The 23,190-nt window shown below is 53.6% G+C and carries 12 protein-coding genes, 1 tRNA gene and 4 pseudogenes; 10 read left to right on the top strand and 7 right to left on the bottom strand.

From position 1 onward, the window contains the following. The first annotated feature begins 137 nt into the window (after positions 1–137). On the top strand, positions 138–1,691 hold the full coding sequence (locus tag SPI6313_RS00855) for a phospholipid carrier-dependent glycosyltransferase (protein ID WP_072619294.1): 1,554 nt from the start codon (positions 138–140) through the stop codon (positions 1,689–1,691). A 139-nt stretch (positions 1,692–1,830) separates the two neighbouring features. Continuing rightward, positions 1,831–2,154: pseudogene (locus SPI6313_RS00860) on the top strand (RNA-guided endonuclease TnpB family protein); the annotation flags it as partial. An 8-nt stretch (positions 2,155–2,162) separates the two neighbouring features. Here the strand turns inward: SPI6313_RS00860 and SPI6313_RS24280 are convergent. Further along, positions 2,163–2,992: pseudogene (locus SPI6313_RS24280) on the bottom strand (IS1 family transposase). 64 nt (positions 2,993–3,056) lie between these two features. Here SPI6313_RS24280 and SPI6313_RS00875 point away from each other — a divergent pair. The 3 genes and pseudogenes from SPI6313_RS00875 to SPI6313_RS00885 form a co-directional block, all read left to right on the top strand. Beyond that, a pseudogene (locus SPI6313_RS00875) lies at positions 3,057–3,866 on the top strand (RNA-guided endonuclease InsQ/TnpB family protein); the annotation flags it as partial. A 1,496-nt stretch (positions 3,867–5,362) separates the two neighbouring features. Continuing rightward, the gene (locus SPI6313_RS00880) at positions 5,363–7,900 is read left to right on the top strand and encodes a CHAT domain-containing protein (protein ID WP_072619297.1); all 2,538 of its coding nucleotides are present in this window, start codon (positions 5,363–5,365) and stop codon (positions 7,898–7,900) included. 195 nt (positions 7,901–8,095) lie between these two features. After that, positions 8,096–9,853 carry a SulP family inorganic anion transporter gene (locus SPI6313_RS00885; protein ID WP_084668827.1) on the top strand — a complete coding sequence of 586 codons (1,758 nt, stop codon included), beginning with the start codon at positions 8,096–8,098 and terminating at the stop codon, positions 9,851–9,853. A gap of 29 nt (positions 9,854–9,882) precedes the next feature. Here SPI6313_RS00885 and SPI6313_RS00890 read toward each other — a convergent pair whose 3' ends face one another. From SPI6313_RS00890 to SPI6313_RS00895, 3 genes and pseudogenes are all read right to left on the bottom strand, one after another. Further along, positions 9,883–14,211 carry a CHAT domain-containing protein gene (locus SPI6313_RS00890; RefSeq protein ID WP_084668828.1) on the bottom strand — a complete coding sequence of 1,443 codons (4,329 nt, stop codon included), beginning with the start codon at positions 14,209–14,211 and terminating at the stop codon, positions 9,883–9,885. A 210-nt stretch (positions 14,212–14,421) separates the two neighbouring features. Beyond that, positions 14,422–14,511, bottom strand: a pseudogene (locus SPI6313_RS25310) (hypothetical protein); the annotation flags it as partial. Positions 14,512–14,568: 57 nt separating this feature from the next. After that, positions 14,569–14,904, bottom strand: a complete 336-nt coding sequence (locus tag SPI6313_RS00895; RefSeq protein ID WP_072619299.1) for a hypothetical protein — start codon at positions 14,902–14,904, stop codon at positions 14,569–14,571. A gap of 194 nt (positions 14,905–15,098) precedes the next feature. On the opposite strand from SPI6313_RS00895, the gene SPI6313_RS22620 reads away from it, so the two are divergent. The 3 genes from SPI6313_RS22620 (at position 15,099) to SPI6313_RS00910 (ending at position 16,465) form a co-directional block, all read left to right on the top strand. Next, positions 15,099–15,389 carry a hypothetical protein gene (locus SPI6313_RS22620; RefSeq protein ID WP_139276420.1) on the top strand — a complete coding sequence of 97 codons (291 nt, stop codon included), beginning with the start codon at positions 15,099–15,101 and terminating at the stop codon, positions 15,387–15,389. 114 nt (positions 15,390–15,503) lie between these two features. Beyond that, the gene (locus tag SPI6313_RS00905; protein ID WP_072619301.1) at positions 15,504–16,022 is read left to right on the top strand and encodes an HNH endonuclease; all 519 of its coding nucleotides are present in this window, start codon (positions 15,504–15,506) and stop codon (positions 16,020–16,022) included. Between the two features lie 44 nt (positions 16,023–16,066). Continuing rightward, on the top strand, positions 16,067–16,465 hold the full coding sequence (locus SPI6313_RS00910; protein WP_072619302.1) for an alr0857 family protein: 399 nt from the start codon (positions 16,067–16,069) through the stop codon (positions 16,463–16,465). A gap of 425 nt (positions 16,466–16,890) precedes the next feature. Here the strand turns inward: SPI6313_RS00910 and leuC are convergent, their stop codons facing one another. Next, positions 16,891–18,294, bottom strand: coding sequence for a 3-isopropylmalate dehydratase large subunit (gene leuC, locus SPI6313_RS00915; protein WP_072619303.1), 1,404 nt, complete (start codon positions 18,292–18,294; stop codon positions 16,891–16,893). 127 nt (positions 18,295–18,421) lie between these two features. On the opposite strand from leuC, the gene SPI6313_RS00920 reads away from it, so the two are divergent. Further along, positions 18,422–18,502, top strand: a tRNA-Leu gene (locus tag SPI6313_RS00920). 188 nt (positions 18,503–18,690) lie between these two features. On the opposite strand, the gene SPI6313_RS00925 is transcribed toward SPI6313_RS00920, so the two are convergent. Together SPI6313_RS00925 and SPI6313_RS00930 are read right to left on the bottom strand one after the other, a co-directional pair. Next, the gene (locus SPI6313_RS00925) at positions 18,691–21,417 is read right to left on the bottom strand and encodes a DNA methyltransferase (protein WP_072619304.1); all 2,727 of its coding nucleotides are present in this window, start codon (positions 21,415–21,417) and stop codon (positions 18,691–18,693) included. 150 nt (positions 21,418–21,567) lie between these two features. Continuing rightward, positions 21,568–22,764 carry a Coenzyme F420 hydrogenase/dehydrogenase, beta subunit C-terminal domain gene (locus SPI6313_RS00930; RefSeq protein WP_072619305.1) on the bottom strand — a complete coding sequence of 399 codons (1,197 nt, stop codon included), beginning with the start codon at positions 22,762–22,764 and terminating at the stop codon, positions 21,568–21,570. Between the two features lie 212 nt (positions 22,765–22,976). Here SPI6313_RS00930 and SPI6313_RS00935 point away from each other — a divergent pair, with 212 nt between their 5' ends. After that, positions 22,977–23,186 carry a Nif11-like leader peptide family natural product precursor gene (locus SPI6313_RS00935; RefSeq protein ID WP_072619306.1) on the top strand — a complete coding sequence of 70 codons (210 nt, stop codon included), beginning with the start codon at positions 22,977–22,979 and terminating at the stop codon, positions 23,184–23,186. Positions 23,187–23,190 lie beyond the last annotated feature (4 nt).

The following is a 23,190-nucleotide window of genomic DNA, read 5'->3' on the forward strand; positions in this document are numbered from 1 at the left end:
CATCGGCATCCGTAGGCGCGATCGCACCTCGAACGACCCAGGGAGAGAACCCGATATCCTAAACCGAGGAATCATTGCTAATGTTGAGCAGGATATGGATCTGTTGACCCTCTGGCTTGATCGTTAATTCCCCTGCCATGCTTCTCGCGACGCTCAATCGATCGGTTAAACGCTACGGATTCCCGTTGGCCCTGGGGGCTATTTTCGGATTTGCGATCGCGCTTCGGTTTTGGCGGTTGGGGCAGTTTAATACCCTGGTGTTTGATGAGATCTATTACCCGGTGTTCGCCAATCGCTATTTAATCGGTGAGCCGGTGTTTAACTCCCATCCGCCCCTGAGCCAAACCCTGATGGCGATCGCGATGTGGATTGGGTCATGGTGGCCCGCGCCGCCGGACATGATCAACGGTTTAACGGGATCGATGCGTTCGACCTTGAGTTATCGATGGTTAAATGCGATCGCCGGGGCTTGGGTTCCGATCATCGCGGCATTAATCACCTATCACCTCAGCCAGCGGCGCAGCTTTGCGATCACCACCGCCCTGCTCTTGTCTCTCGATGGCCTGCTGTTGGTGGAATCCCGCTACGGTCTCAACAATATCTATCTAGTCTTGTTCGGCCTGTTAGGCCATCTCTACCTGATCCGGGGGCTGCGAACCCCGCCCCTGCCCCGGATTCCCGCCCAGCCCAAACGTCAGGTGCGCTGGTTTCGGGACTATCGCGGCACCCGCTTTGCCACCCTGCGCCAGGTGAGCGATTGGGTGAGCGATCGCCTCCATTCCCGCCGTCCGCCCCAACCGTGGCAACAGTTCAGCCTCGCGGGGGTGTGGTTTGGCTGTGCGGCGGCGGTGAAGTGGAACGGGTTGGGGTATCTTTTCGCGATCGCCCTGCTGTGGATCGTCGCGATCGCCCTAGCGTGGATCGTTCCCCACCGGCTCCGCACCGCCCACGCCTTCCCCCTCAATGCCCTCGCCCAGATTCGTCCCCTCCCCGCCCTCCTGTATTTCGCCCTCATCCCCCTCCTCACCTATTGCCTGCTGTGGATTCCTCACCTCTGGCTCAACCCCACCCCCAACTTCTGGCAAGTGCATCGCCAAATCCTCGCCTTTCACCACGCCGTCGGCAGCGGCAGCGCGGTGCATCCCTACTGTTCCCCCTGGTATAGCTGGCTCCTGATGTGGCGACCCGTGGCCTACTTCTACGCCACCGCCCGCAGCCTCGATGAAACCGTCCCTGCCTACCCCCCCCTGCCCAGCAACGCCAGCACCCTGATCTACGATGTCCACGCCATGGGCAACCCGATCCTCTGGTGGGGAGCCACGGGTGCGATCGCTCTCCTTCTTCTTCTTTTTTTTCTCCCCTCCCCCGCCCGACTCTTTCCCGTCCCCTTACCCTGGGGCATCTCTCTCTATCTGCTGATTAGCTACGCCGCCAACCTGCTCCCCTGGGCCCAGGTCAGCCGCTGCACCTTCCTCTACCACTACATGGCCGCCCTCATCTTCGCAGAGATCGCCCTCGCCTACGGGGTGGACCGGTGGTGTTGGCAGCGATCGTGGTGGCGGTGGGCCTGTGGGGGTGTCGTGCTGGGGGTCAGTATCCTGGCATTTTGGTTTTGGTTGCCGATTTATTTAGGGTTACCCCTGTCGCCGGATGCCTATCAACTGCGAATGTGGTTTGCCAATTGGATTTAACTCGTTTACAAGGCTGCGATCGCTCCCCCATCCGCTCCAGCCTTACGAATGTAAAGCGTAAAGCCCCCGTTTTCCAAACGGGGGATATAAGCGAAGGGCTGAATTTATTCAGCCGTGATACCGAGGTATCATAGCAACCATGAAAACGCTCAAGTTCAAGCTCTACCAGCATAAGCGGAATAGATACCTCAAGCGGACAATCAATGCCGCAGGGCGTATCTACAACCATTGTGTTGCCCTCCACAAACGGTACTACCGAATGTGGGGCAAGCACTTGAACTGTGCCCGACTGCAAAAACACATCGCCAAGCTTCGGAAACGGAACCCCTGGTGGTTGCAGGTGGGTTCTCAAGCCGTACAGGATATCTGCCAACGAATTGAGAAAGCGTATCAACTGTTCTTCAAACACAACAAAAAAGGCGTTCGCCTGCCAAACTTTAAGAAGACCCGAAAGTACAAATCGGTAGTGCATTAGATTATTGTGGGGAAGGAGAGGATATCCTGCCAACTCCAGCGATGGTCAGTCAATCCTGCTCGTTGTGCCGCCGTGCTCTTGTAGCGACTGTGCTGCCAGATCCAGTTGAAATAACTCACCACTAAACGCACCGTCACCTTTGCCTGCTGCCACAGTTTGCCAAACTTGTTCTGTCGTCGATGCCACCTACCCGTCTGCTGCCTGATAATTCCATTGGTACGCTCCAACCGTTGCGTTTGGTCTTTGCCAATGTAGTGCTCAATTTCCAGCGGCAGTACCCGCTCATATCCTCCCCAGTTGTCACTATTCCATTGCTGGCAATGGGTCTTTCCCTCCGTGCTCACCACCAGTTCTTCAATCAGTTCATCGGTGTGTTTCCCCACTCGTGCTGTCAAGATTAACCCGCTCGAATCTGCCAAACTCATCGCAATCCAGCAATCGCCTACTTCAACTTCTTCGGGCAAGCATTGTTGTTTTTTTTTTCACGAATGACCACATCTCATCAGCACTCACGTCCTCCGTTTCCACGCCCTGCACTTGGTCGTTATGAACCAGCAAAGCTTTAGCACTGGCGGCACGAATAATACTGACCACGGTGTTATAGGCTAATCCGCTGATGCGGCTGACTCCTCGCAAGCTAGTGCCTTCACTGTGGGCTTGAAGTACTTGCTCAATCTGCTCCGGAGTAACATGGCGATAGTAGTAGAGGGTGTCAAAACTCTCGGCAAAGGTTTGCTGGCAGTGAGGGCAGAAGTAGCGTTGATGACCCATTGGGCATTTTGCCGTGTTGGTGGGTTTTGGATGGACGCAGAAGCCGGCATTCCATGTTTTTAGTGCAGTGGTAAGGATTCCTTTTACTTACCAAACCCACATCATTTTGACGCACTACCTACAAATCCTTCACCCTCAAGCAAGCTGGGTACAAATTCCTCGGTGGCAACCGGGTCAGGATTGGGAACAAAGTCTATCAATATTGGAACTCTCGCCCCATTGAGGGCAAGGTCAAGACCGTGACGATTAAACGAACTCCCTTGGGAGAACTGTTCATGATTGTCACGGTAGATACCCTGTCAGAGCCTGAAGTCAAAACCGAGACAGGTAACATTGCTGGTTTTGATTTTGGACTTAAGACGTTTCTGACCTGTTCGGAGGGATTCAAGATTGATGCCCCCTTGTTCTTCAAGCAGTCACTTAACTCGGTTCGCAAAGCGAGTCGAGAGTTGTCCCGTAAGCAAAAGGGTTCAGCGAATCGAGAACGTGCCCGATTGAACTTAGCCCGCAAGCATGAAGATATTGCCCATCGACGGCGGGACTGGTTTTGGAAGTTAGCCCATCAACTGACGAATCAGTTTGATGTGCTGTGTTTTGAAACCTTGAACCTCAAGGCGATGCAGCGGCTCTGGGGGCGTAAGGTGAGTGATTTGGCGTTTCGGGAGTTTCTGCAAATCCTGGAGTGGGTGGCGACGAAGAAGGGGAAGCGGGTGGTCTATGTTGACCGCTGGTTCCCTTCGAGCAAGACCTGTTCAAGTTGTGGTCATATTTTGGAGCATCTGGATTTAGAGACTCGCCATTGGCGGTGTCCCAGTTGCTCGACAGAGAATGACCGGGATGAGAATGCGGCGATGAATATTAAAGTGGCTGGGGCTTCAGCCATTGGGTTAGGTGATGTCAGACAGGCGTTGCCTGCTATTGCTGTTTGATCCCAGAATCCCCCGTTTTCTAAACGGGGGAGTAAGTCAACCCGATATAGAGCAGAATCATCCTACTGAAACAGCAACAAAGATTGGGGGACGCACCTTAACCGACGGCCAGCAACGTTTGTCCGATGCTGAGACGTTTCCGGCACAATCGATCGTTTAGAACTCTTGACGTTAGGACTTGATGATCTTGACCCAAACTCAATGGATCGCACTAGCCAGAGCGGTTAGGACATTCAGAGACTTTGGAACAAGGGGCTTAAGCCCCTTGTCTGTCCTAATGTTCTTGTTGATTGCTATATCTTTACAAAAGTATTAACTTCTCAATCATCACGCAATTGAGCATTACCTATTCTTTAAGAATGCTTTAAGCTACGATGATCATTCCCATCGTCAATTCATTAAAATTGCTCCCGTTGCTCCCTTTACCTTGAGTGCATCAGACATTGAAACCTTTGCTGCTCTAGAATGACGCACTTCGGCATTCAAAATCAGATCCCCTCAATCCGATCAAACAACAGCCAATCCCCCTGAGATTCCCATGCAAAAAATAGGGGATTTCGGGACACGGAACAGAATCACCAGATCCCCTCAACCTCTTTATTGACAGGGGCTTAGGGATTTTTTGACTCCATTTAGGGGGACAGATTTTGTAAGGATTCAGGTACTTGAAACGCAGTCACAGCAAGGCTTGCACAGTCGAGGTAAGTTCTAAACTAATAACTCATTCTCAATAAGCACGTAAAAGAGGGATTACAGCCTTTTTATTGAGAATAGAGAAATGGCTCAAAATAACTAAACCCTATACTGAGTAGGGCTTATAGCCAAATTCCTGCGACCTGAATGCTTACCAGATTTTCTCTATTCAGGGTTAAAAAAATCACACTGGTTTTCCTGAGGAGCCGGCAAAAGTGGGCAGGGTCAAAAGACCCAACCCGCTTGATTATGTGTAAAAGATCACAATTCTCTGCACGATTCAAAAAAAAATCTTGAGATTCTTTGAGAAAGCTTAAAAAAGAAGCATTGCTGAGATTTTGATTGTAATCTTTGATTTAAGAGGAAACAGTCCACATTTTTTGAATATTCACTGCCCTTGTATGAAAAATTCCTCATCTTAATTAGTTCAGAATCATTGGTTCAAAAATTTGGGCTTGGAAGTCATGCAAAATATTCAACCAATTTCCGAGTGTGTCGGAATTTACGAAAATCAATCGGGAGTGCAGTTCTTGGCATTACTAGAGCCGAATCAAAATCCCCTGAATCCGCCTCAAATGTTATTTGCAATTCAAATTTTAGGGCGTAAGACTCATCAGAATTTGGAAATATAGTGATCTGGCGGTGCAGTGGACAGACAGGATTAGCGCCCATTGGATTAGACTGTGCTGCTGAGCCGGCTCCTTCAAGGGCGGAACTGAAACCGGGTGCAGTCTTGATCGGGATCATGGGACTCCGGCAGCAGAAGGCGGGTGGAGAAAAATCGGTTGTTTTGAGATGGTGATATGAGCAGTCAGTTTTGGGGTCGCAGCGTGGCCCGGTCGGTGGTTTTGAGTTTGGTGCTGTGGGGAGCGTTCCAAATCCCTGCACTGGCTCAACCTTCATCTAACTCCTACCTAGAGCAACTGACAACGACGTACCAACAGATGCTCGATGGGTTTCCGGCGCAACGGGCGGCAGCAGAGGCGGCCCAGAATCCGAGGGAGTTGGGTCGCTTGTGGATGATGTACGGGATTGCGCATCAGTATTTTGGGCGGTTTGAGGCGGCGCAGCAGGGGCTAGAGCGGGCGCTGGTGTTGATGCGGGAGACGGGGGATGTGAGTGAGGCGGCGGTGGTGCAGCAGTTGGCGGCGGTGCATGCCCAGCAGGGTGATGCTTATGGGATTGCGTTTTTGGAGGGGCAGTTACGGCAACCGTTGGCGGTGGCGAGTCGGCGGGCGGTGTTGTATCAGTTGGGGATTGCCTATCTGAGTTTGGGCGATCGCGCCCGGTTGCCCCGTGGTATTGCGGTGATGGAGGAGTACCTAGCCGGGCTGGATGTGGAGGCGGAACCGGACTATTGGATCGGGGCGGTGACGATTTTGGCGGCGCTGCAATATTTGGTGAATCCTGGGGAGGCGATCGCTACGCTGCAAGGGGCGATCGCCTCCCATCAATCTCTCCTGTCCCAACGCGCCCAATGGACGAGTTTCACCAGTCAACTGGCCCACTATCTCCATCAACAACAACGGGGCCTAGAGGCGATCGCGGTCGTCCAAGCAGCCCTCGCGGCCCTGCCGACCGATGCTAACCCCCATGTCCCACAAGCCCGGTGGCAACTTTTGGGCCTGTTAGCCGATTTGCAGGCGGATCAAGAACAGTTTGCGGCGGCCCATCGGTTGCACCGCGAACGTTTAACCCTGGCTCAGTCCCTCGCCCCCCACAACGCCACGCATCTGAGCCTGACGTGGGCGGCGTTGGCACAAACAGCCTTTTGGCAGGGGAATCTTGCCGAGGCGTTGCAATTTCAAACCGAGGCCTATGGGCAATACGACCTTAGCCCCGACCCGCTACAGTGGCGTGAGACAGATTTAACCGCGTTAGTGCAGGGGAGCGATCGCCTCCAACATTTGGGTTTTTTGCAGTGGCAGGCGGGCCAATTGGCCCAAGCTGAAGCGACGTTACGGCAGGGGCTGGCGATGGATCGCGAGGCGCGGCAGATGTTGCTAGACAACACCAACTTCTACGCGATGACACGGGACGAGTTGACGGTGACGAACTACGGGCCGAGCACCGATGGTTATCGGACGTTGCAACAGGTGTTGGTGGCCCAGGGGCAGCCTGAAGCCGCCCTCGTCGCAGCAGAAGCGGGGCGGGCGCGGGCATTGTTGCAGTTGTTGATCAATCGTCAGGCGAATACGAACCAGTACATTGATGTGCAGACCCTCACCTTGGCGCAGATTAAAGCGATCGCCCGTCGCGAAAAGACCACCCTCGTCCAATACAGCGTCGTCTATGATGCCCCGTTTACCTACCGGATTGCCTTTGCTGATCAAAATCCTGACGTTGTCACGAGCACAATCTTAATTTGGGTGATCACGCCCGATGGGGAGATTCATCACCGCACGGTTCCCCTCGATCAGAGTTTATCCCTGCTGGTGGAACGTGCCCGTAATCGGATCATTTCCAGCGATCGCGCCAATCGAGCGGGGCCCCCACTCCAAGACCTCCATCGCCTGCTCATTGATCCCATCGCCCCCCTCCTGCCCACCGATCCGACGGCCCGCGTCACCTTCATTCCCCAAGATATGCTCTTTTTTGTGCCCTTTCCGGCCCTCCAAGATGCCAACGGGGTGGAGTTGATCGATCGCCATACGATCTTGACGGCTCCCTCGATTCAGGTGTTGGATGTGGCCCGCCGCACGAAAGAACGCTCGCCGCCGCAGGATCAGGCGTTGGTGGTGGGCAATCCGACAATGCCCCCATTTCCGGGGGGAACCGGGACAACACGCAACGCCTTAGCTCCCTTACCGGGGGCGGAAGCGGAGGCTAAGGCGATCGCGGCCCTGTTCCAAACGGAGCCACTGATCGGGGATCAAGCCACGGAAGCCGAGGCGATCGCCGGGATGCAAAACGCCCGGATCATCCACCTTGCCACCCATGGCCTGCTCGATTCTGATCTGCGTTACGGTAGCTCCCTCGCCCTTGCCCCCACCCGCGATACTGACGGCTTTCTCACCCTCCGTGAGATTAATCAATTGGACTTGAAGGCCGATTTAGCGGTGCTCAGTGCCTGCGATACGGGGCGGGGCTGGATCGGGGCCGGGGATGGGGTGATCGGGCTGTCGCGATCGTTCATTGGGGCGGGGGCGGCCAGTGTGATGGTGTCGCTGTGGGCGATTCCGGATCAACCCACGGCCACCCTGATGACCGAGTTTTACCGCAATCTCAACGCGGGCCAAGATGGAGCTAAAGCCCTGCGGGAGGCGATGCTAACAACGCGCGATCGCTACCCCAGCCCCAGCGCTTGGGCCGCCTTCACCCTCACCGGAGCCGTAGATTAGCGCCCCATTTATCCAGAACTCATGACCCGCCTTAAACGGTTGTTCAGATATTCGGTTGCGCCCCCCTTTGCCCCTTAACCTAGGAAAGATTTATCAGAGTCGCAGTCCAGAATTTTTCTACGCTGACCCGTGCGATCGCAGTCGCAACCCTGCCCGCCCTTTTTCCTGAATGCATTTGGAGTGAAGCCTAATCCTATGACTCGATTTTTAACCCGTATGGTGCATGGCCTGCACTTCAAAAACATTCGCGGCGACTGCTTTGGCGGCTTGACGGCGGCGATCGTGGCCCTGCCCCTCGCCCTGGCCTTTGGGGTATCCTCCGGTGTCGGCCCCATTGCCGGACTCTACGGCGCAGTATGCGTGGGCTTTTTCGCCGCCCTCTTTGGGGGGACTCCCTCCCAGATTTCCGGGCCCACCGGGCCCATGACCGTGGTGATGGCCTCCACCCTCGTCTCCCTCACTGCCCGTTATCCCGACACCGGCCTCGCCATGGCCTTCACGGTGATCATGCTGGGGGGGATTTTTCAGATTCTCCTAGGGGTCTTCAGCCTCGGTAAATACCTCACCCTGATGCCCTACACCGTGATTTCCGGCTTCATGTCCGGGATTGGGGTGATTATTATCCTGCTGCAAATCGGGCCGCTATTGGGCCACGCCGGCAGTGGCAATGTGGTGGACAATGTGATGAAATTGCCGAGCCTGATCAGTCACCTTGACCCGATCGCTGCCGGATTAGGGGCCTTAACCTTGGTGATTGTGTTTGCTGCGCCGCCCCGGTTGAATCGGATTTTACCCGCTCCCTTGATTGCCTTGGTGGTGGGTACTGTGGTGTCGGTGGTTGTCTTTCCCGATGCGGCGATTCCGCGCATTGGCACGATCCCCTCTGGTTTACCCACCCTCCACCTGCCAACGATGGAGTGGGCCACCCTCAAGGATATGCTCGGTTACAGTGTGATGCTGGCGATGTTGGGGGCGATCGATTCCCTGCTCACCTCTCTGGTGGCGGACAATATTACCCGCACCCAACATGATTCCAATCGCGAATTGATTGGCCAAGGGATTGGTAATCTCGTCTCTGGCCTCTGTGGGGGTCTGCCGGGAGCCGGGGCAACGATGCGCACGGTGATCAACGTCCAAGCCGGGGGCAAAACGCCGCTATCGGGGATCGTCCATGCGTTGGTCTTGGCGGTGATTGTGCTCAAAGCCGGCTCCCTGACCGAGCCGATTCCCCATGCGGTGTTAGCGGGGATTTTGATTAAGGTGGGGATCGATATTATTGATTGGGGCTTTTTGCGGCGGGCCCATCGGCTCTCGGCTAAGGGGGCGGGGCTGATGTATCTGGTGTTGGGGTTGACGGTGTTTGTGGATCTGATTACGGCGGTGGCGGTGGGGGCCTTTGTGGCGAATCTGCTGACGGTGAAGCATATGACCGATGTGCAGGAGCGGGAAATGCGGGCGGTGACTGATGGGACGGCGGAGGATTGGTTGTTACCGGAGGAGCGATCGCTCCTGCACCAAGCCCAAGGCCGGATTCTCATGTTCCGCCTCAGTGGCCCGATGAGTTTTGGGGCGGCGAAATCCATTTCGCGGCGGATGGCGATCGTGGGAAATTATGATGTGTTGATTTTGGATTTAATGAATGTGCCGCGCTTGGGGGTGACGGCATTGTTAGCGATCGAAATGATGATCAAAGATGCGATCGAAAAACGGCGAGATGTGTTTGTGGTTGGGGCCCATGGTCAGGTGTATCGACGATTGCATACCCTTGAGGTGATCCAACAATTGCCGCCGACCTGTCGATATTCTGACCGATTATCGGCGTTGCAACAGGCGGTACAGTTAGTCCAGGGCTATTCTGTGGTGGTGGAGCCTGGGGACTCTTTGGTGGCGGACTCTGAGGTGCGATCGCCCTCTCACCATTCCGTTTCTGCGTCAGCCTATGCTGAAGATTGAAATCAGAACAGGCTCTGTCCGTTGTACTTCTACCACGGACTACCCACCAGCATGAACGCGCTCCAATAAAAGGGATGGCTAAAATTAGCCCGCTGGATCGCGTCTAATCCTGCGATCGCATCCCCTACGCCCGCTAACTGACTCTGTTGAATTAACGCCAACTGCGCCCGCCGCAACGCCTCCGCCTTAATCGTCACCTCCGGATCAGTGAGATGCCGATAAAACTCACCCATCAACGCCATTGTCCCCCGATCCGACACTTGCCACAAACTCGCCAACGCCGACTTCACCCCCGCCTGCACCGCCAACCCCGCAAACCCCAATTCAGCATTCACATCTCCCAACGCCGTCTCACAAGCACTCAACACCAAAAGCTCAACCTGCGGATTGTCATACCAGCGCAACTCTCGCAATTCATGGGGCTGCAATTGTTCATCGCCCCACAGTTGAATATACGAATCATCTAAACGACCCGCCTTGAAATCCGCATGGGTCGCTAAATGCACCACATCAAAATCCCGTTCCCGGCTCTGATCTGTCAAATTCTGATAGGTAAATTCTGCATTGAGATGGATTTCGCTGGGGATAACTTGGGATAATACGCTGGCTTCTTGCTCCACCCCCGGCAAAGGATCAAGCGCTTGAAATTCCGACGCACCCATGATCAAGAGATGGGCATCCTGGAGAGATTGATAATCACTATTGGTCAGACTCAGACTCGGAATTTGCCCCAGACTGTACTTTTCAATTAGGAATTGCTCACCGTCATAAAGTGCGGCAAGAGGCACATGGCGCAGTCCTTCCCCCATGGCAAAAATCAGCGTATCCACCGCCAATTCATCCAGGGTGGAAGCCAAGGGAGCGATCATCCATTCATAGAGTTGTTGAGCCGGTTGCACATAGTCAGTGCGGCGACGTTGATTGAGAACACCGCGACGGAATTGGGACACAGTACGCATTAACTCCTCACGGGATGCGGCGGGGATCACATGACGGCGGAACTGGTCATCCGGGGTGATTAAAATCAATTCGAGATAGTCCGGTTGACTGAGGATGTAAACCAATGCCGGATTGGTTCCGGTTTGGGTTTGAATGCGCCTAAAGGTTTCCCGCAGATTGCCAATACTGGATTCTTCACCCTCGTCACTCTCCGATTCGTCAGCCCCATCAACCCCTTCTACATTGACGCTGTTATCCGCTAGGACCGTGAGAGCCGCATAGGCATCTGCCATCGAGTCATCCAGCCTGATCAATTCTTGCAAGACGGCATTATCTTCTAAAGACCCCCCCAATGCTTTTTCACCCGGTAAGCTCCAGGTAAACCCCCCTTCGGCATCAAATCGGGTTTCTCCCCCTAGTTGTCGTCCGACGCGACGCACAAACTCTTCGTTATCTAAAAATTGATTTTTAACATCGGAGCCGGAAACCGCATGCACAATTTCCGGCGGGGTGGCTGGATTTTCCGGCGGGGTGACTGGATTTTCCGGCAAGGTGACTAAATTTTCCGGCGGAGCACTATTGGTGAGGATTGAAATCCCCGGTTGGGTATGACTGGTGAGATAAGCCTGGGTGGGGAGAATGGTAAATCCTGTTCCGGCGGTGATGGCGGCACTGGTGCCGTTTGTTGTCGCATCCCCAATGAGAAAGGGGGTGGATTCGTTTCCGCCATGACGGATCACGATCGCGCCGCCGGAGACTGCACCCGCACTGGCAATACTGGCATTAAAACTATTAAACGAACTATCCGCCGATGCGATCGCCCCTGGAACGCGCACAAAACCATTCACACTTTCGAGGGTAACGGCTCCCCCCGCCCCCGCCGTAGCTTCAGTATTAATCAACCCCACGGCGATGCCCTTGGGGGCTTGGAGGGTAACGGTTCCTGAATTTCCCGTGGGGCTTGTGGTATTAATCGCCCCGGTGCCGCTGAGGGTGTTGATCGTGCCATTGGTGCTAATCAGAGCGACATTGCCCCCGTTGCCCGTCCCTAAGGATGCCGCATTTAAGCTCCGAGTCTGAATCTCTGCTGCGGCGTTCAGAGTAATCACGCCCCCTCCCGTCGCACTGCTGGTATCCAAGGTTAAGGCCGTAGTGTCGATACCCTGGGTAGCGTTAAGGGTTAAGGGGTTCCCCGTGGTTTGGACAGAGCCGGTGAGAGTGATATCACCCAAAGCACTGAGCGCAACAGCACCATTATCAACAAACAGATCTAAATCTAAGTTCCCTGGATGCTCTGTTATCGCTAAACTGCCATTCTGCACCCAAATCCCGCCACCATTGTTACCCGCAACATTCCCCGCAATGGTGGAGTTGATTAGGCTCACATCACCCACGCTCCTGATCCCGCCGCCGTTGCCGCCAACGACCCCCGCCGAATTCCCCGTAATCGTGGAGTTCGTCAGGCTCACATTACCGCTACTGGAAATCCCACCGCCGTTACCGCTGCCGAACCCCGCCGCATTCCCCGTAATCGTGGAGTTCGTCAGGCTCACATCACGATCGCTGTAAATCCCACCGCCGTCGAAGTTACTCGTAAAATTCCCGGAAACGGTGGAGTTGGTTAGGCTCACATTCCCCACGCTCCTAATTCCGCCGCCGCCGCTACTCGCAATATTACCTGAAACGGTGGAGTTGGTCAGGCTCAAATCACTACCGCTAAAAATTCCGCCGCCGCTGCCAGTGACCCCCCCGCCTGCGATCGTGAGGTTGTTGATCGTGGTTGTCCCTAGCGTTGCAATGCTCTCAAAAATCCGAAATGTGTTGTTTCCCTGAACCGTGGAGCCATTGCCATCAATTGTCACTCCGATTTGTGCCCAACTAATCGTTGAGAGGAGGTTTACCGTACCGCTCACACTAAACGTTACCGACTCATTATTTCCCACGAGAGCTAACGCTTGGCGTAGGGAGCCTGCACCAGCATCATTTAAGTTGCTGACGGTTTGATTGGCTAATGTTCCCTCCCAACGGCTCAGGGTTAGGTCAGTGAATGGCGTGACGGCTTCAATGGTTCCAGTCCTGCGTTCTAAGACCCAATCTCCGCCGTAATTGCTGCTCCCGGTCAGATTCGTTGACGCTGCCACATCCGCCCCGGTGATCGCGGCAAGACTCGCCATTAATGCCTCACCCGTGGCCCCCAAGGCCGTGAAGCAACTGTAAAGCAGTAAATCCGCCCCCTCGGTGAGGGAATCTGACCAGGTTTGTAGCTGGGTTTGATAATTCTCGACGTTCTCGCTGTTGATCCATTGATTGCCCAGCCAGAAATTCCCCTGATTTCCTTCGGCAACGATCGCAACTGAATCCAATTTCCCCACCGCAGCACGGATCAGGGATAGCTGTGCGGTGATCGTTGCCATGCCGTTTTGATCACGATCGATAATTTGTGCGATCGTTCCCGCCTCAGCCCCAAACAATAACGCCTCTGGATTGTCCGCCCGTGCATCAATGAACACCGCCTGATCGGGATTGTCCCCCGACTCCGAAAAGCGCACCACCCGCGCATTCCCGCTCACTAAATCCGGCGCATCTACGGTCACCCGCCCCGCCGCGAATAAATCCGCCTGCTCTGCGACCACCTGCCCGATCAGATGCACATCACCCGTCACAATTGACCCTTGTAATTCCACCCCGCCCGCCGTTAGCAAACTGGGTAAATCCATGGGTGAAATGCCGGCGGTTAGAGCCTCTTGGGGTAAATCCAAACTCAGCAACATTCCCGCTTGGGCCACATTCACCAAACGAGACCCCGGTACGGCTGCGAGCGTGACGGTAGGGGCTGCGATCGCCCCCGCTTGAATCACGGTTCCACCCAAAAGCGTGATGTCCTGGTTTGAGGTGAGGGTTCCGGCGTTGATGATCGCGCTGGGTGCTGCACTTAAAAAGGAAAACTGATTGGGGTTGCCGATTAGGGTGGTGTAGTCATTCGCACCCATGGCATTAAACCACCCTCCCTCGAAGCCAATGCGATCGCTCGTTGTCGCCAAGAAATCCCCGCCCACATTCAAACTCGCCCCCACGCCGAACACAATCCCCGCCGGATTCATCAGGTACAGATTCGGGGTAGCTTGAATCAGCCCATTAATCACGGAGGGATCGCCCCCGGTCACTCGCCCCAAAATATTCGTGATCCTGGGATGACTTAAGAACTTGGCAATTTCGCCGCTGCTTAACCCAAATTCTTGAAAGGAGTGAAACAGATTCGCCCCGGCTTGGGTTCCCCCGTCGATGTAATACCTGTTGCTATCGAGGGTGACGATTGTGTCTGTGCCGTCTGGGGCAGGGGCGATCGCTTGGGCGAGGACTGGGTTAGCACAGCAGAGGCTGCTCATGCCAAGCAAAACGGCGCAATGGAGAGTGTTCATGAATCGGGGGGGCGATCGCTTTCGTTTGGGATGAATTCAACAACTCTCCCTCAGTATAAACAGGGGATTTTCTGAACTAATACCCAATCCCAACTAATACCCAATCCCAACTAATACCCAATCCCAACTAATACCCAATCCCACAATCAGAAACCCCAGATCACGGTGGGCAAGATCGGAAAAAACGTGAATCTCGATGATGAGAGAGGGTTACCGAGATTCACGCTTCAGGATATTGCGGTGCGATAGGTGGCTTCGCGATAGGTGGCTTCGCGATAGGTGGCTTCGCGATAGGTGGCTTCGCGATAGGTGGCTTCGCGATAGGTGGCTTCGCGATAGGTGGCTTCGCGATCGCGCCTAATCAGTCCAACTATCGAGACTGAGGGGAACAAGATCGCCGCTCGTGGTGAGGCCGAGGAGCATGGCGGATTGTTCCGGGATGAGGTGGCCGGTGAGGGCGCAATGTTCATCTTTTTCGGCGGTGGCAGGCAGGGAGGCGCGGATATCGTGGCGGGAAAATTGGGGGCGATAGTCGCCGGATTTTTGTTGGACGTAATTCCACAGGATGCTGCGGATCAGGGCTTGATAGCCGGTGTTGCCGGATAGAGTTTTGAGTTTGTCTTTGAGTTCGCGTTCTAAGCGAATGCTCGTGACTTCCATCTCGGTGGTTGAGGTGCGGGTCATTGTTTGCATGGGTGTTGCAAAGCCTCCAAAAAAAGGTGTGGACATTCTAGTATTACAAGTGTAGTATTTAAAGCATGGGTTGATCCAACCCCCAGCGCAAATCTTTAAATTCGAGAAATTCGAGCAATTTTGCTTAAATTCGCGCTGACACTTCGTTTTTTTGAGCCGATCGCCTTTGGCGCGATCGCACCCTTGGAGGCTACATGCGTTCTTTAACCCTTCTACTCCCCAACCTTAACTCCGGCCTGACCTTGACCTCTGGCGGCACGTTTAGCAACGTCGGCCGCGAGCCATGGCAACTGTTGGGATCGAACGCTGATGCCGTCGAGAGAACATTTTCGACCGGGTGTGATCATAGCGATCTCAACGCATCTATGGCGCTGAAGTCGGACTATGGCCGAATTAGCGATCGCCCGAACCCCTCGATTATTATTTCACCCCCCCGAAGCGGGCAAGCGCCCCGAACTGACCCCAGTTCTGCCCCTGGCGCTTAACCTCCAGAGTCTGCCCTTAAGACCCCGCTTCTTCCCCATGAGAAGCGGGGTTTTGGTTTGGATTCTGACCCCGGATCATGACCCGCCCCACCAGAGTAACCAGGACGTTGAGCCATGACTGCCACAGAAGTTTTGAACCGTTCCGTTGTTGTGTTTTCCCAAAACTACTTACCCCTGATGCGGATTACGCTGCGGCGAGCGGTGACGTTGATTTTGACCGGGAAAGCCGAGCCGATTTTACTGTACAACCCCGCTGTGTGGGCGGTGCGATCGCCCTCCGTCAGCCTGCAAATTCCCGCCCATATTCGGCTGATCATTCCCCACCGGGAACGGGGCTGGAAGGTGCCCCCAGTCAGTCGGCGCGAAGTGCTCAAGCGCGATCGCTCCACCTGCCAATATTGCGGCAGTCGGCACCATCTCACCCTTGACCATGTTCTACCCCGATCCAAAGGCGGTCAACATACTTGGAACAACGTCGTTACGGCCTGCGCAACCTGTAATGGTCGCAAGGGCGATCGCACCCCCGAACAGGCCAAAATGCTCCTGCGCACCATTCCCAAAGCCCCCATCCATCCCACGGTGATCTTCGCCGAACAGTTTTGGGACAGCGTTCAAGATCGCCCCACCGGCTAGAACCCCTTAAATCTCCTTTTGATCCCTCTGCCTTCAAAACACCGATGTTGAAACTGATTTACCACGAAGATGGCTTCTGGTTGGAACACTTGACCACCCCACTCGAACGGTGGTTAAACACCCGCCTCATGGTTGCGGTGCGTTCCGCCCACAGCCTCACCCTCGAACCCAGCACCGCATCGTTCATCCTGCCGGACACCGTCCCCCACTGGGATGAACTGGATCGCCTCTCTCGCCAAGAATCCCCCTGTGCCTTACTCGTGGAACCCTGCGATGAAGGCTATGTGGAAGTTTGCCTGCATGGGATTTGGGTGGGCGAAAATCCCGAAGCCGAAGCAGGGGTATTTGTGGCTCGCCTGAGCGATCGCACCGAATTCCTCATCTACAAACTCTGGCAAACCGCCGAATCCCTCGCCCAAGTCAGCGGCGATTTCCTGGATTAACGAGCGATCGCATCCATCATGATCCGATGGGTGGATGCGATCGCCCATGGATTTCCCAAAGCTTGATATCAGTCCAGCCAATCAATAGCTAGAACGCGCTTTCGTGCGACGGTGATCTCGTTCTTTGCCACACGGCTGGGAAACCGACTGTATTGATTCGGATTATTTGCCGTGAACTTGAATCATGATTTCTCGGCGATCTAGCCGCTGTTGAACAAGCCTATCATCTTAGGACTCAGAGCCTCAGTCAACGACAAACTCAGCGCCAATTTCGCGATCCGGATCGGCTTAATTCTGCGCAACAAGAACTGAAACGCGGCAACCCATGCTAAGGCGATCGCGCCCTATTTATCCCTCACCCACAATACATCCCGCAGTGTTCACCTTTTCCTAGCGGGCATCCGCAACTGCAGTGCAGATCTCGTCTAGAGGAGGTCGCGCACGTCTTTGACTTGGCCGTGAATGGCGGCAGCCGTGACCATGGCGGGACTCATGAGCAGGGTGCGGCCTTGGGGGGAACCTTGGCGGCCTTTGAAGTTGCGGTTGGAAGAAGAGGCGCTGATTTGGTTGCCTTGGAGTTTATCCGGGTTCATGGCGAGGCACATGGAGCAACCGGCTTCGCGCCATTCAAATCCGGCGGCTTGGAAGATCGCGTCGAGGCCTTCGGCTTCGGCCTGTTGTTTGACGCGCTCGGAACCGGGGACAACAAAGGCTTTCACCTGGGGGGCAACCTTGTGACCTTCGGCAATTTTGGCGGCTTCGCGGAGGTCGCTGATCCGGCCATTGGTGCAACTGCCGATGAAGCAGACATCGACGGGCGTACCTTGGATCGCTTGGCCGGGTTGGAGGTTCATGTAGCTGTAGGCTTCGTTCATGACGGCGCGATCGCTCTCCGCCACATTGTCCAAACTGGGAATGCATTCATCCACGCCAATCCCCTGACCCGGCGTAATCCCCCAAGTCACCGTCGGGGCAATTTCCGCCGCCTCAAAGGTCACAATATCGTCATACTCGGCATTGGCATCGGAGCGAATGCTCTCCCACCAGGTCACCGCTTGATCCCAGTCCTCACCTTTGGGGGCAAAGTCGCGCCCCTTCAGGTAGTCGTAGGTGATTGAGTCGGGGTTGATATAGCCGCAGCGTGCGCCGCCTTCGATGGACATATTGCACACGGTCATCCGCTCTTCCATGGACATCGCCTCGAAGGTCGTCCCCGCGAATTCGTAGGCATAGCCCACGCCACCCTTCACGCCCAATTTCCGGATGATATGCAAAATCACATCTTTGGCGTAAACTCCAGGGCGCAGCGTGCCGTTCACTTCGACGCGGCGCACGTTCAATTTTGAGAGGGCGAGGGTTTGGGAGGCGAGGACATCGCGGACTTGGGACGTACCAATCCCAAAGGCGATCGCACCAAAAGCCCCATGGGTCGAAGTGTGGGAATCGCCGCAAGCGACGGTCATCCCCGGCTGGGTTAAACCCTGTTCCGGGGCGATGACATGGACGATGCCTTGGTTGCCAGAGCCAACATTATAGAAGCGGATGTCGTGCTCTTGGCAGCTTTGCTCTAGGGCTTGAATCATTTCTTCGGCGAGGACATCGGCAAAGGGGCGGGCTTGGTTTTCCGTGGGGACGATGTGATCGACGGTGGCGACGGTGCGATCGGGAAACAGTACGGACAGGTTGCGATCGCGCATCATCCCAAAGGCTTGGGGGCTGGTGACTTCATGGATCAGATGCAGACCAATGAAGAGTTGGGTTTGCCCGGATGGCAAGGTCCCGACGGTGTGCAAGTCCCAAACTTTATCAAACAGCGTGCCCTTACTCATAGTCCCGTGAAGTTCTCAATGGTGCGCGATCGCAACAGCCCCACCTGTGATGGTTTCTACTGTTGTGGTCATAGACTCCAAATTATATCGCCAGTTCGAGCGATCGTGCTACAATGCGGGACGGTAAGCGGACGTGGCGGAATTGGTAGACGCGCTAGATTTAGGTTCTAGTATCTTTGATGTGAGAGTTCGAGTCTCTCCGTCCGCATTGAATTGAAGAGGAAAAGAAATCATAAATTATAGATTTTGGGTCTTCCGAGTTTAGGGTGGGAGAAAAACGAGTCTAACGAGATATGAAGGGTTTCAGTGATCAAAATCCTGAAATTCTGTATTAGATTACACATTCTGTACCTCAAACCCCGAAGATCCGAGCTTTTTTATAACAAGTTGTTACGCTCATCGCACTTCAAACGGACTCCAGGGGCCAATGACGGCGGCTCCGGCTTTTTCTTGGGCGGCGAGGTGCAGATTCAGGTTTAACAGTTTTTCGAGCAGGTCATCATCGGGGGAGAATCCGTAGGCTTGCAGAACGAGGGCATCAAGTTTTTGATGGAGTTTATACAGTTGGCTGGCGGGTTCGTCGAAGTAGGCGTTGTAGAGTTTGGTGATGCCCCATTGTTTTTGTTCCATTTGTTGGCTGCGGTAGTCATGCAATGCCACGGCAGCGGCGCGAATTTTTTCGACGATTTCCCGTGATGGGGTTTGGGGAAAGGGGAAGGTTTCAAAACAAGTTGTTGGAGTGTATGCAGGAGTATTTCCTAAAGTAGAGTTTTGTGCGCTCATCCATTCACGATGAATAATAGAAATAAGAACGCCTAAAACATAAAAATCCTCAGTTGCTACACTCACAGACTTGTCACCTAGTAACCAGGTTGTGGGTATGGAAATAAATATTGACCATTTTGAAACTCTGGGTAATGCAAAGCAAAATGAAAGTTGTTCAATTGCTTTTCTCATCTTTGGTGCATTTTCTCCATACTTCCACCAGTTAATCCGTCTTGTCTCTCTTCTATTCTTATCTCTGACTGGCTTAACTGTTGTTTTAATTCGATTAAAAGGAATTTTGTAGTTAGCAGCCTCTTCCAAAGTAAAATCATTAAAATCAATTATCCACCGATCTGGCGTTCCATGAGGATTTTTAGCTAGATTTGCCCCCATTGAAAATAATTTTAAGACTTCTGAATTTTTTGGATCTAGCTTTGTCCATTTCAATGCTTCATCTTCGGACACAAAAAAGCCCATTCCGTTAGGTTCAACACCTCTAAAACTAAACTCTTTATTGGCTCTTATTTTTTTTGCTTTCGATACATCAATATGTGTCTTCAAAGATGAAGAAATGAAATTCACTTGAATGTTATCAAGATAATATTCTGGTGGCTTTTTCTTTGCCCAATTAACTATACTGACATATACAGCGGCTTCTCCTGACCATTTTTGAGTAGAGATAGCGTCATGAATATAACCTTTTTTATCTGAAATGTAATCAAGGGCTTCCGTCCTTCCTTTTCCTTGGCTTATAGAATTAGTTGCTACAAGACCCGCACGTCCTAAGTCCTCAAGATTATCATGTGCGAGACGAAACCAGTAAGTTGAAAAATCAACTTGTTGATTTTTGACTTCAGAGAATTTTTGAAATAGTTTTTCTGTGTATTGATCACCTAGTTCTTTTCTAAGCCAATGCCCCCCTAAAAACGGCGGATTACCGATGATGGCGTTTGCTTTCGGCCATTCCGTAAATAACGCATCCTTGCAAACAATATTGTCATCCAACGTATCCAACGGTAACGCAGGCTCCACCAACTCCAACCGATCGATCGCCACCTTTCGCGCAATCATCAACGTCACCCGCGCCAACTCCACCGCAAACCGATTACTATCAATCCCAAAAAACTGTAACGGCGTGACAAACCCGATCTGCTTTTGTCCCGTATTCGACCGCCGCCGCTCCGCAATCTTATCCAGCAAATCCTGCTCAATCCGCTTCACCTCCTGATACGCCAAATACAGGAAATTCCCCGACCCACAAGCCGGATCAAGCACCCGATAATTGCGTAACTCCTCCTGCAACATAGACAACTCTTCCAGCGTCGTCGCCCCCTCGATTTTCTCCTCCCAATAGCGCGAAATCGTCGGCCGGACAATCTTCATAATATCCGCCTCTGATGTGTAGTGAATTCCGTGGGCGTGACGCTCCCCCGCATCAATCGCCGATTCAAAAATATTCCCAAAAATCGCCGGGCGAATCTGACTCCAATCCTCCAACGCCACCGCCTCCAATACATTTAACTCCTCACGAGTTAACTCCACACTGTCAATCGTCGCAAACAACCCCCCATTAAAATAATCCACCCCCTTAAACTCCCCAAACAGCGTCATTCCCGGCTGATTCATCGCCCCAAATAACCCCTGAGAAAGCACATCATAGGAACTCTTGCCCCCAATGCAATCCTGCACACACCGAATAAACAAACTATCCGGCAACAAACCGCGATCTTCCGCGAACATCGCCAGCACACATTGCAACACAAACCGCTGCGCCATCAATGCCGCTTTCGGCTGCGTCAGTTTCTGTTGGCGTTGGATGCGATCGCGCAAATAGGGGTATAAATCTTGACCCAACCGCCGCGCCGCCTTTTCCGTCACCTCCACCTGATTATTACCAAACACCGACACCTGCTCACGGGGAAACATAAACCCGAAGGGACTGGTGCGATCGGGCAATTCTGTTAACAAAACCGTGTCAATCGGCGTATCAATTTGAATATCAAAATCGTAAATCCAAAACTGATCAAAATTGCACAACATCACATAACGCGGCCGGTTTGGAACCGCCCGCTGCCAATAGTCAAACGCCTGAGAATAATGTTTAGATAAATCTGCCCCGCGCCGCTTCATTTCGATCAACACACGCGGCTTCCATACCAGGTCAGCAAACCCCGTTTTTCCCTTCTTACTCCCCTTCTCGATTCGCTTTTCATACACCGCCCCCGCCTCCATCGCCCCCTCATGACCAAACGCCCGAAAGAAGCGATCGAGAAACACCTGAGCCTCGCCCTTTTCATCCCCCGTAATATGAGCCTGGCAAAACTGGACAAACGTTTGCAACTGTTCCGCAATAGACATACTCAAAACCACACAATCCCCGTTGACATCCTCACTATAGCAATCCCACAGCGACGACCCTCAGGGTGCGCTGAATGTCCTAACGATCTACTCGCACTGCTATAAAAGCCTCGTAGGGAGTTGGTCACCAACCCCCTACTTTCGGGAATCTTAATCCGGGAGTTCGTATTGATCAACGATGCGTTGGGCGAATTCGGGGACGTGGTCGGCGAGTTTTTCGGGATGGTTGCGCTTGACGTAGAGATAGTTGCGGGTGAAGTGGGAATCGATGGAGAAGCGGGCGTATTCTAAACCCTTGGGGCCGATGCGTTCGATGACCACGCCCATTAACTGAGCGGCCCACATCGGGAGGGTCACGCCTTGGTCGTAGGCGGGGATGCTTTGTTGGACGGCGGCTTTGCGATCGCCCTTCGACATCACATCCTGAGTTTCGATCTGGTCTTGAATCAGGTCGAGCATTTCCTGACCCGTATCATTACGCACCACAATCCACTGCCAGCCGAAGGGCGCACCCATATACCCCACCACCAAATCCGCCAACCCATTTACATAGTCAAAACAACTCATGCAGGAGGGCGCAAATACATCTTTGAGTTTGTTCGTTTTCAGCCCGAAAAAGGGCACGGTTTCCGTGGAGCCGTCGGAATGTTTGAAATGCACCCGGAAATCCTGCATAAACTCGTAATGCACCACCGTTTCCGGGGAGCGGCTCGTGGTGTCGAGGAATTTTTGTAACCCCTCCCGCGTGACGTTATCAACGCAGGGCGTGCCGAGGACGTAGAGTTTTTCGAGGCCCAATTGTTGCTCCACGGCCCGCAGGGCTTGGATTTGACAACCGACACCAATCACCAGCAGCCGTTTTAACCCCGATTGCTCGATCTGTTCTAAAACCGAAAGATTCGGGGAGAGGGTGGGTTTATTGACACGGGCGGCGAGGACTTCGGCGGGGGTGCGGGCGATGACGGGCATCGGTTGGAAGCGATCGCGCTCCGTATTCTGCACACAGACCACCCCTTCCACGAGGTTTCGGGTCAACATTTCACAAGCGATCGTGCTGACGATGCCTGTCCATTGTGCGCCCTCGATCGGTTCTGTTTTCCGGGCCGCCATCATCTGCTGATGCACGCCAAAATACAATTCATCGGGATTATCGAGATCCCGACTGCGGGCATGGGCGGCGGCTTCCAACGCCGCCATCTGTTGGTTGAGAAAGGCGCAGGCTTCTTTGACGTAGTGGACATAGTAGGTGTCACAGAGACCGCACTCGCTACAGAGTTCTTTGGCGGGGCGACGGCTACCGGGTTTGAGGGCTTTGGCTTTTTTGTGGGGGGCGATCGACGCAGTCATAAGCTCGCAGGTAAGGGGGATGACTCGAAGGGACTCGAAGTTAAATTTTGTCAGATTCTGGGAAGGGACGGGGGGATTTGATGAACGATTGTGACAAAGGCGTTACTGTTTGTGAGGGAATTTGCGGTTAATTCCGGGGGTTTGCTAGCCTGTGGAGGGATTTCGTCACGGTTCCGGATAATGCTCAACGTCTATTTTTAGGGTTTTCAATTATGGCTAAAACGGAAGTAAAACGCCTCTTTCAAGCGGCACAACAAGATCCGAGTTTGCGCGATCGCCTCAACACCGCTGCCAATCCGGAAGCGTTTGCGGCCATGGCTCAGGAACTGGGCTACGATTTTTCGGTGCAGGAATGGGAAGAGGTGACGCGCTTTGCTGTGGAAGAGTTGGAAAGTCACGTCTCGGAAATTCCCGGCGCTTAATTGA

Origin of the sequence: Spirulina major PCC 6313, assembly GCF_001890765.1 — a bacterium.
In the GTDB taxonomy this organism is placed as follows: domain Bacteria; phylum Cyanobacteriota; class Cyanobacteriia; order Cyanobacteriales; family Spirulinaceae; genus Spirulina; species Spirulina major.

What these genes read in the sequence shown, in the direction of transcription:
- SPI6313_RS00855 (WP_072619294.1), top strand. Translation starts at nt 138, where the DNA reads ATGCTTCTCGCGACGCTCAATCGATCGGTTAAACGCTACGGATTCCCG.
- SPI6313_RS00880 (WP_072619297.1), top strand. Translation starts at nt 5,363, where the DNA reads ATGAGCAGTCAGTTTTGGGGTCGCAGCGTGGCCCGGTCGGTGGTTTTG.
- SPI6313_RS00885 (WP_084668827.1), top strand. Translation starts at nt 8,096, where the DNA reads ATGACTCGATTTTTAACCCGTATGGTGCATGGCCTGCACTTCAAAAAC.
- SPI6313_RS00890 (WP_084668828.1), bottom strand. Translation starts at nt 14,211, where the DNA reads ATGAACACTCTCCATTGCGCCGTTTTGCTTGGCATGAGCAGCCTCTGC.
- SPI6313_RS00895 (WP_072619299.1), bottom strand. Translation starts at nt 14,904, where the DNA reads ATGCAAACAATGACCCGCACCTCAACCACCGAGATGGAAGTCACGAGC.
- SPI6313_RS22620 (WP_139276420.1), top strand. Translation starts at nt 15,099, where the DNA reads ATGCGTTCTTTAACCCTTCTACTCCCCAACCTTAACTCCGGCCTGACC.
- SPI6313_RS00905 (WP_072619301.1), top strand. Translation starts at nt 15,504, where the DNA reads ATGACTGCCACAGAAGTTTTGAACCGTTCCGTTGTTGTGTTTTCCCAA.
- SPI6313_RS00910 (WP_072619302.1), top strand. Translation starts at nt 16,067, where the DNA reads ATGTTGAAACTGATTTACCACGAAGATGGCTTCTGGTTGGAACACTTG.
- leuC (WP_072619303.1), bottom strand. Translation starts at nt 18,294, where the DNA reads ATGAGTAAGGGCACGCTGTTTGATAAAGTTTGGGACTTGCACACCGTC.
- SPI6313_RS00925 (WP_072619304.1), bottom strand. Translation starts at nt 21,417, where the DNA reads ATGTCTATTGCGGAACAGTTGCAAACGTTTGTCCAGTTTTGCCAGGCT.
- SPI6313_RS00930 (WP_072619305.1), bottom strand. Translation starts at nt 22,764, where the DNA reads ATGACTGCGTCGATCGCCCCCCACAAAAAAGCCAAAGCCCTCAAACCC.
- SPI6313_RS00935 (WP_072619306.1), top strand. Translation starts at nt 22,977, where the DNA reads ATGGCTAAAACGGAAGTAAAACGCCTCTTTCAAGCGGCACAACAAGAT.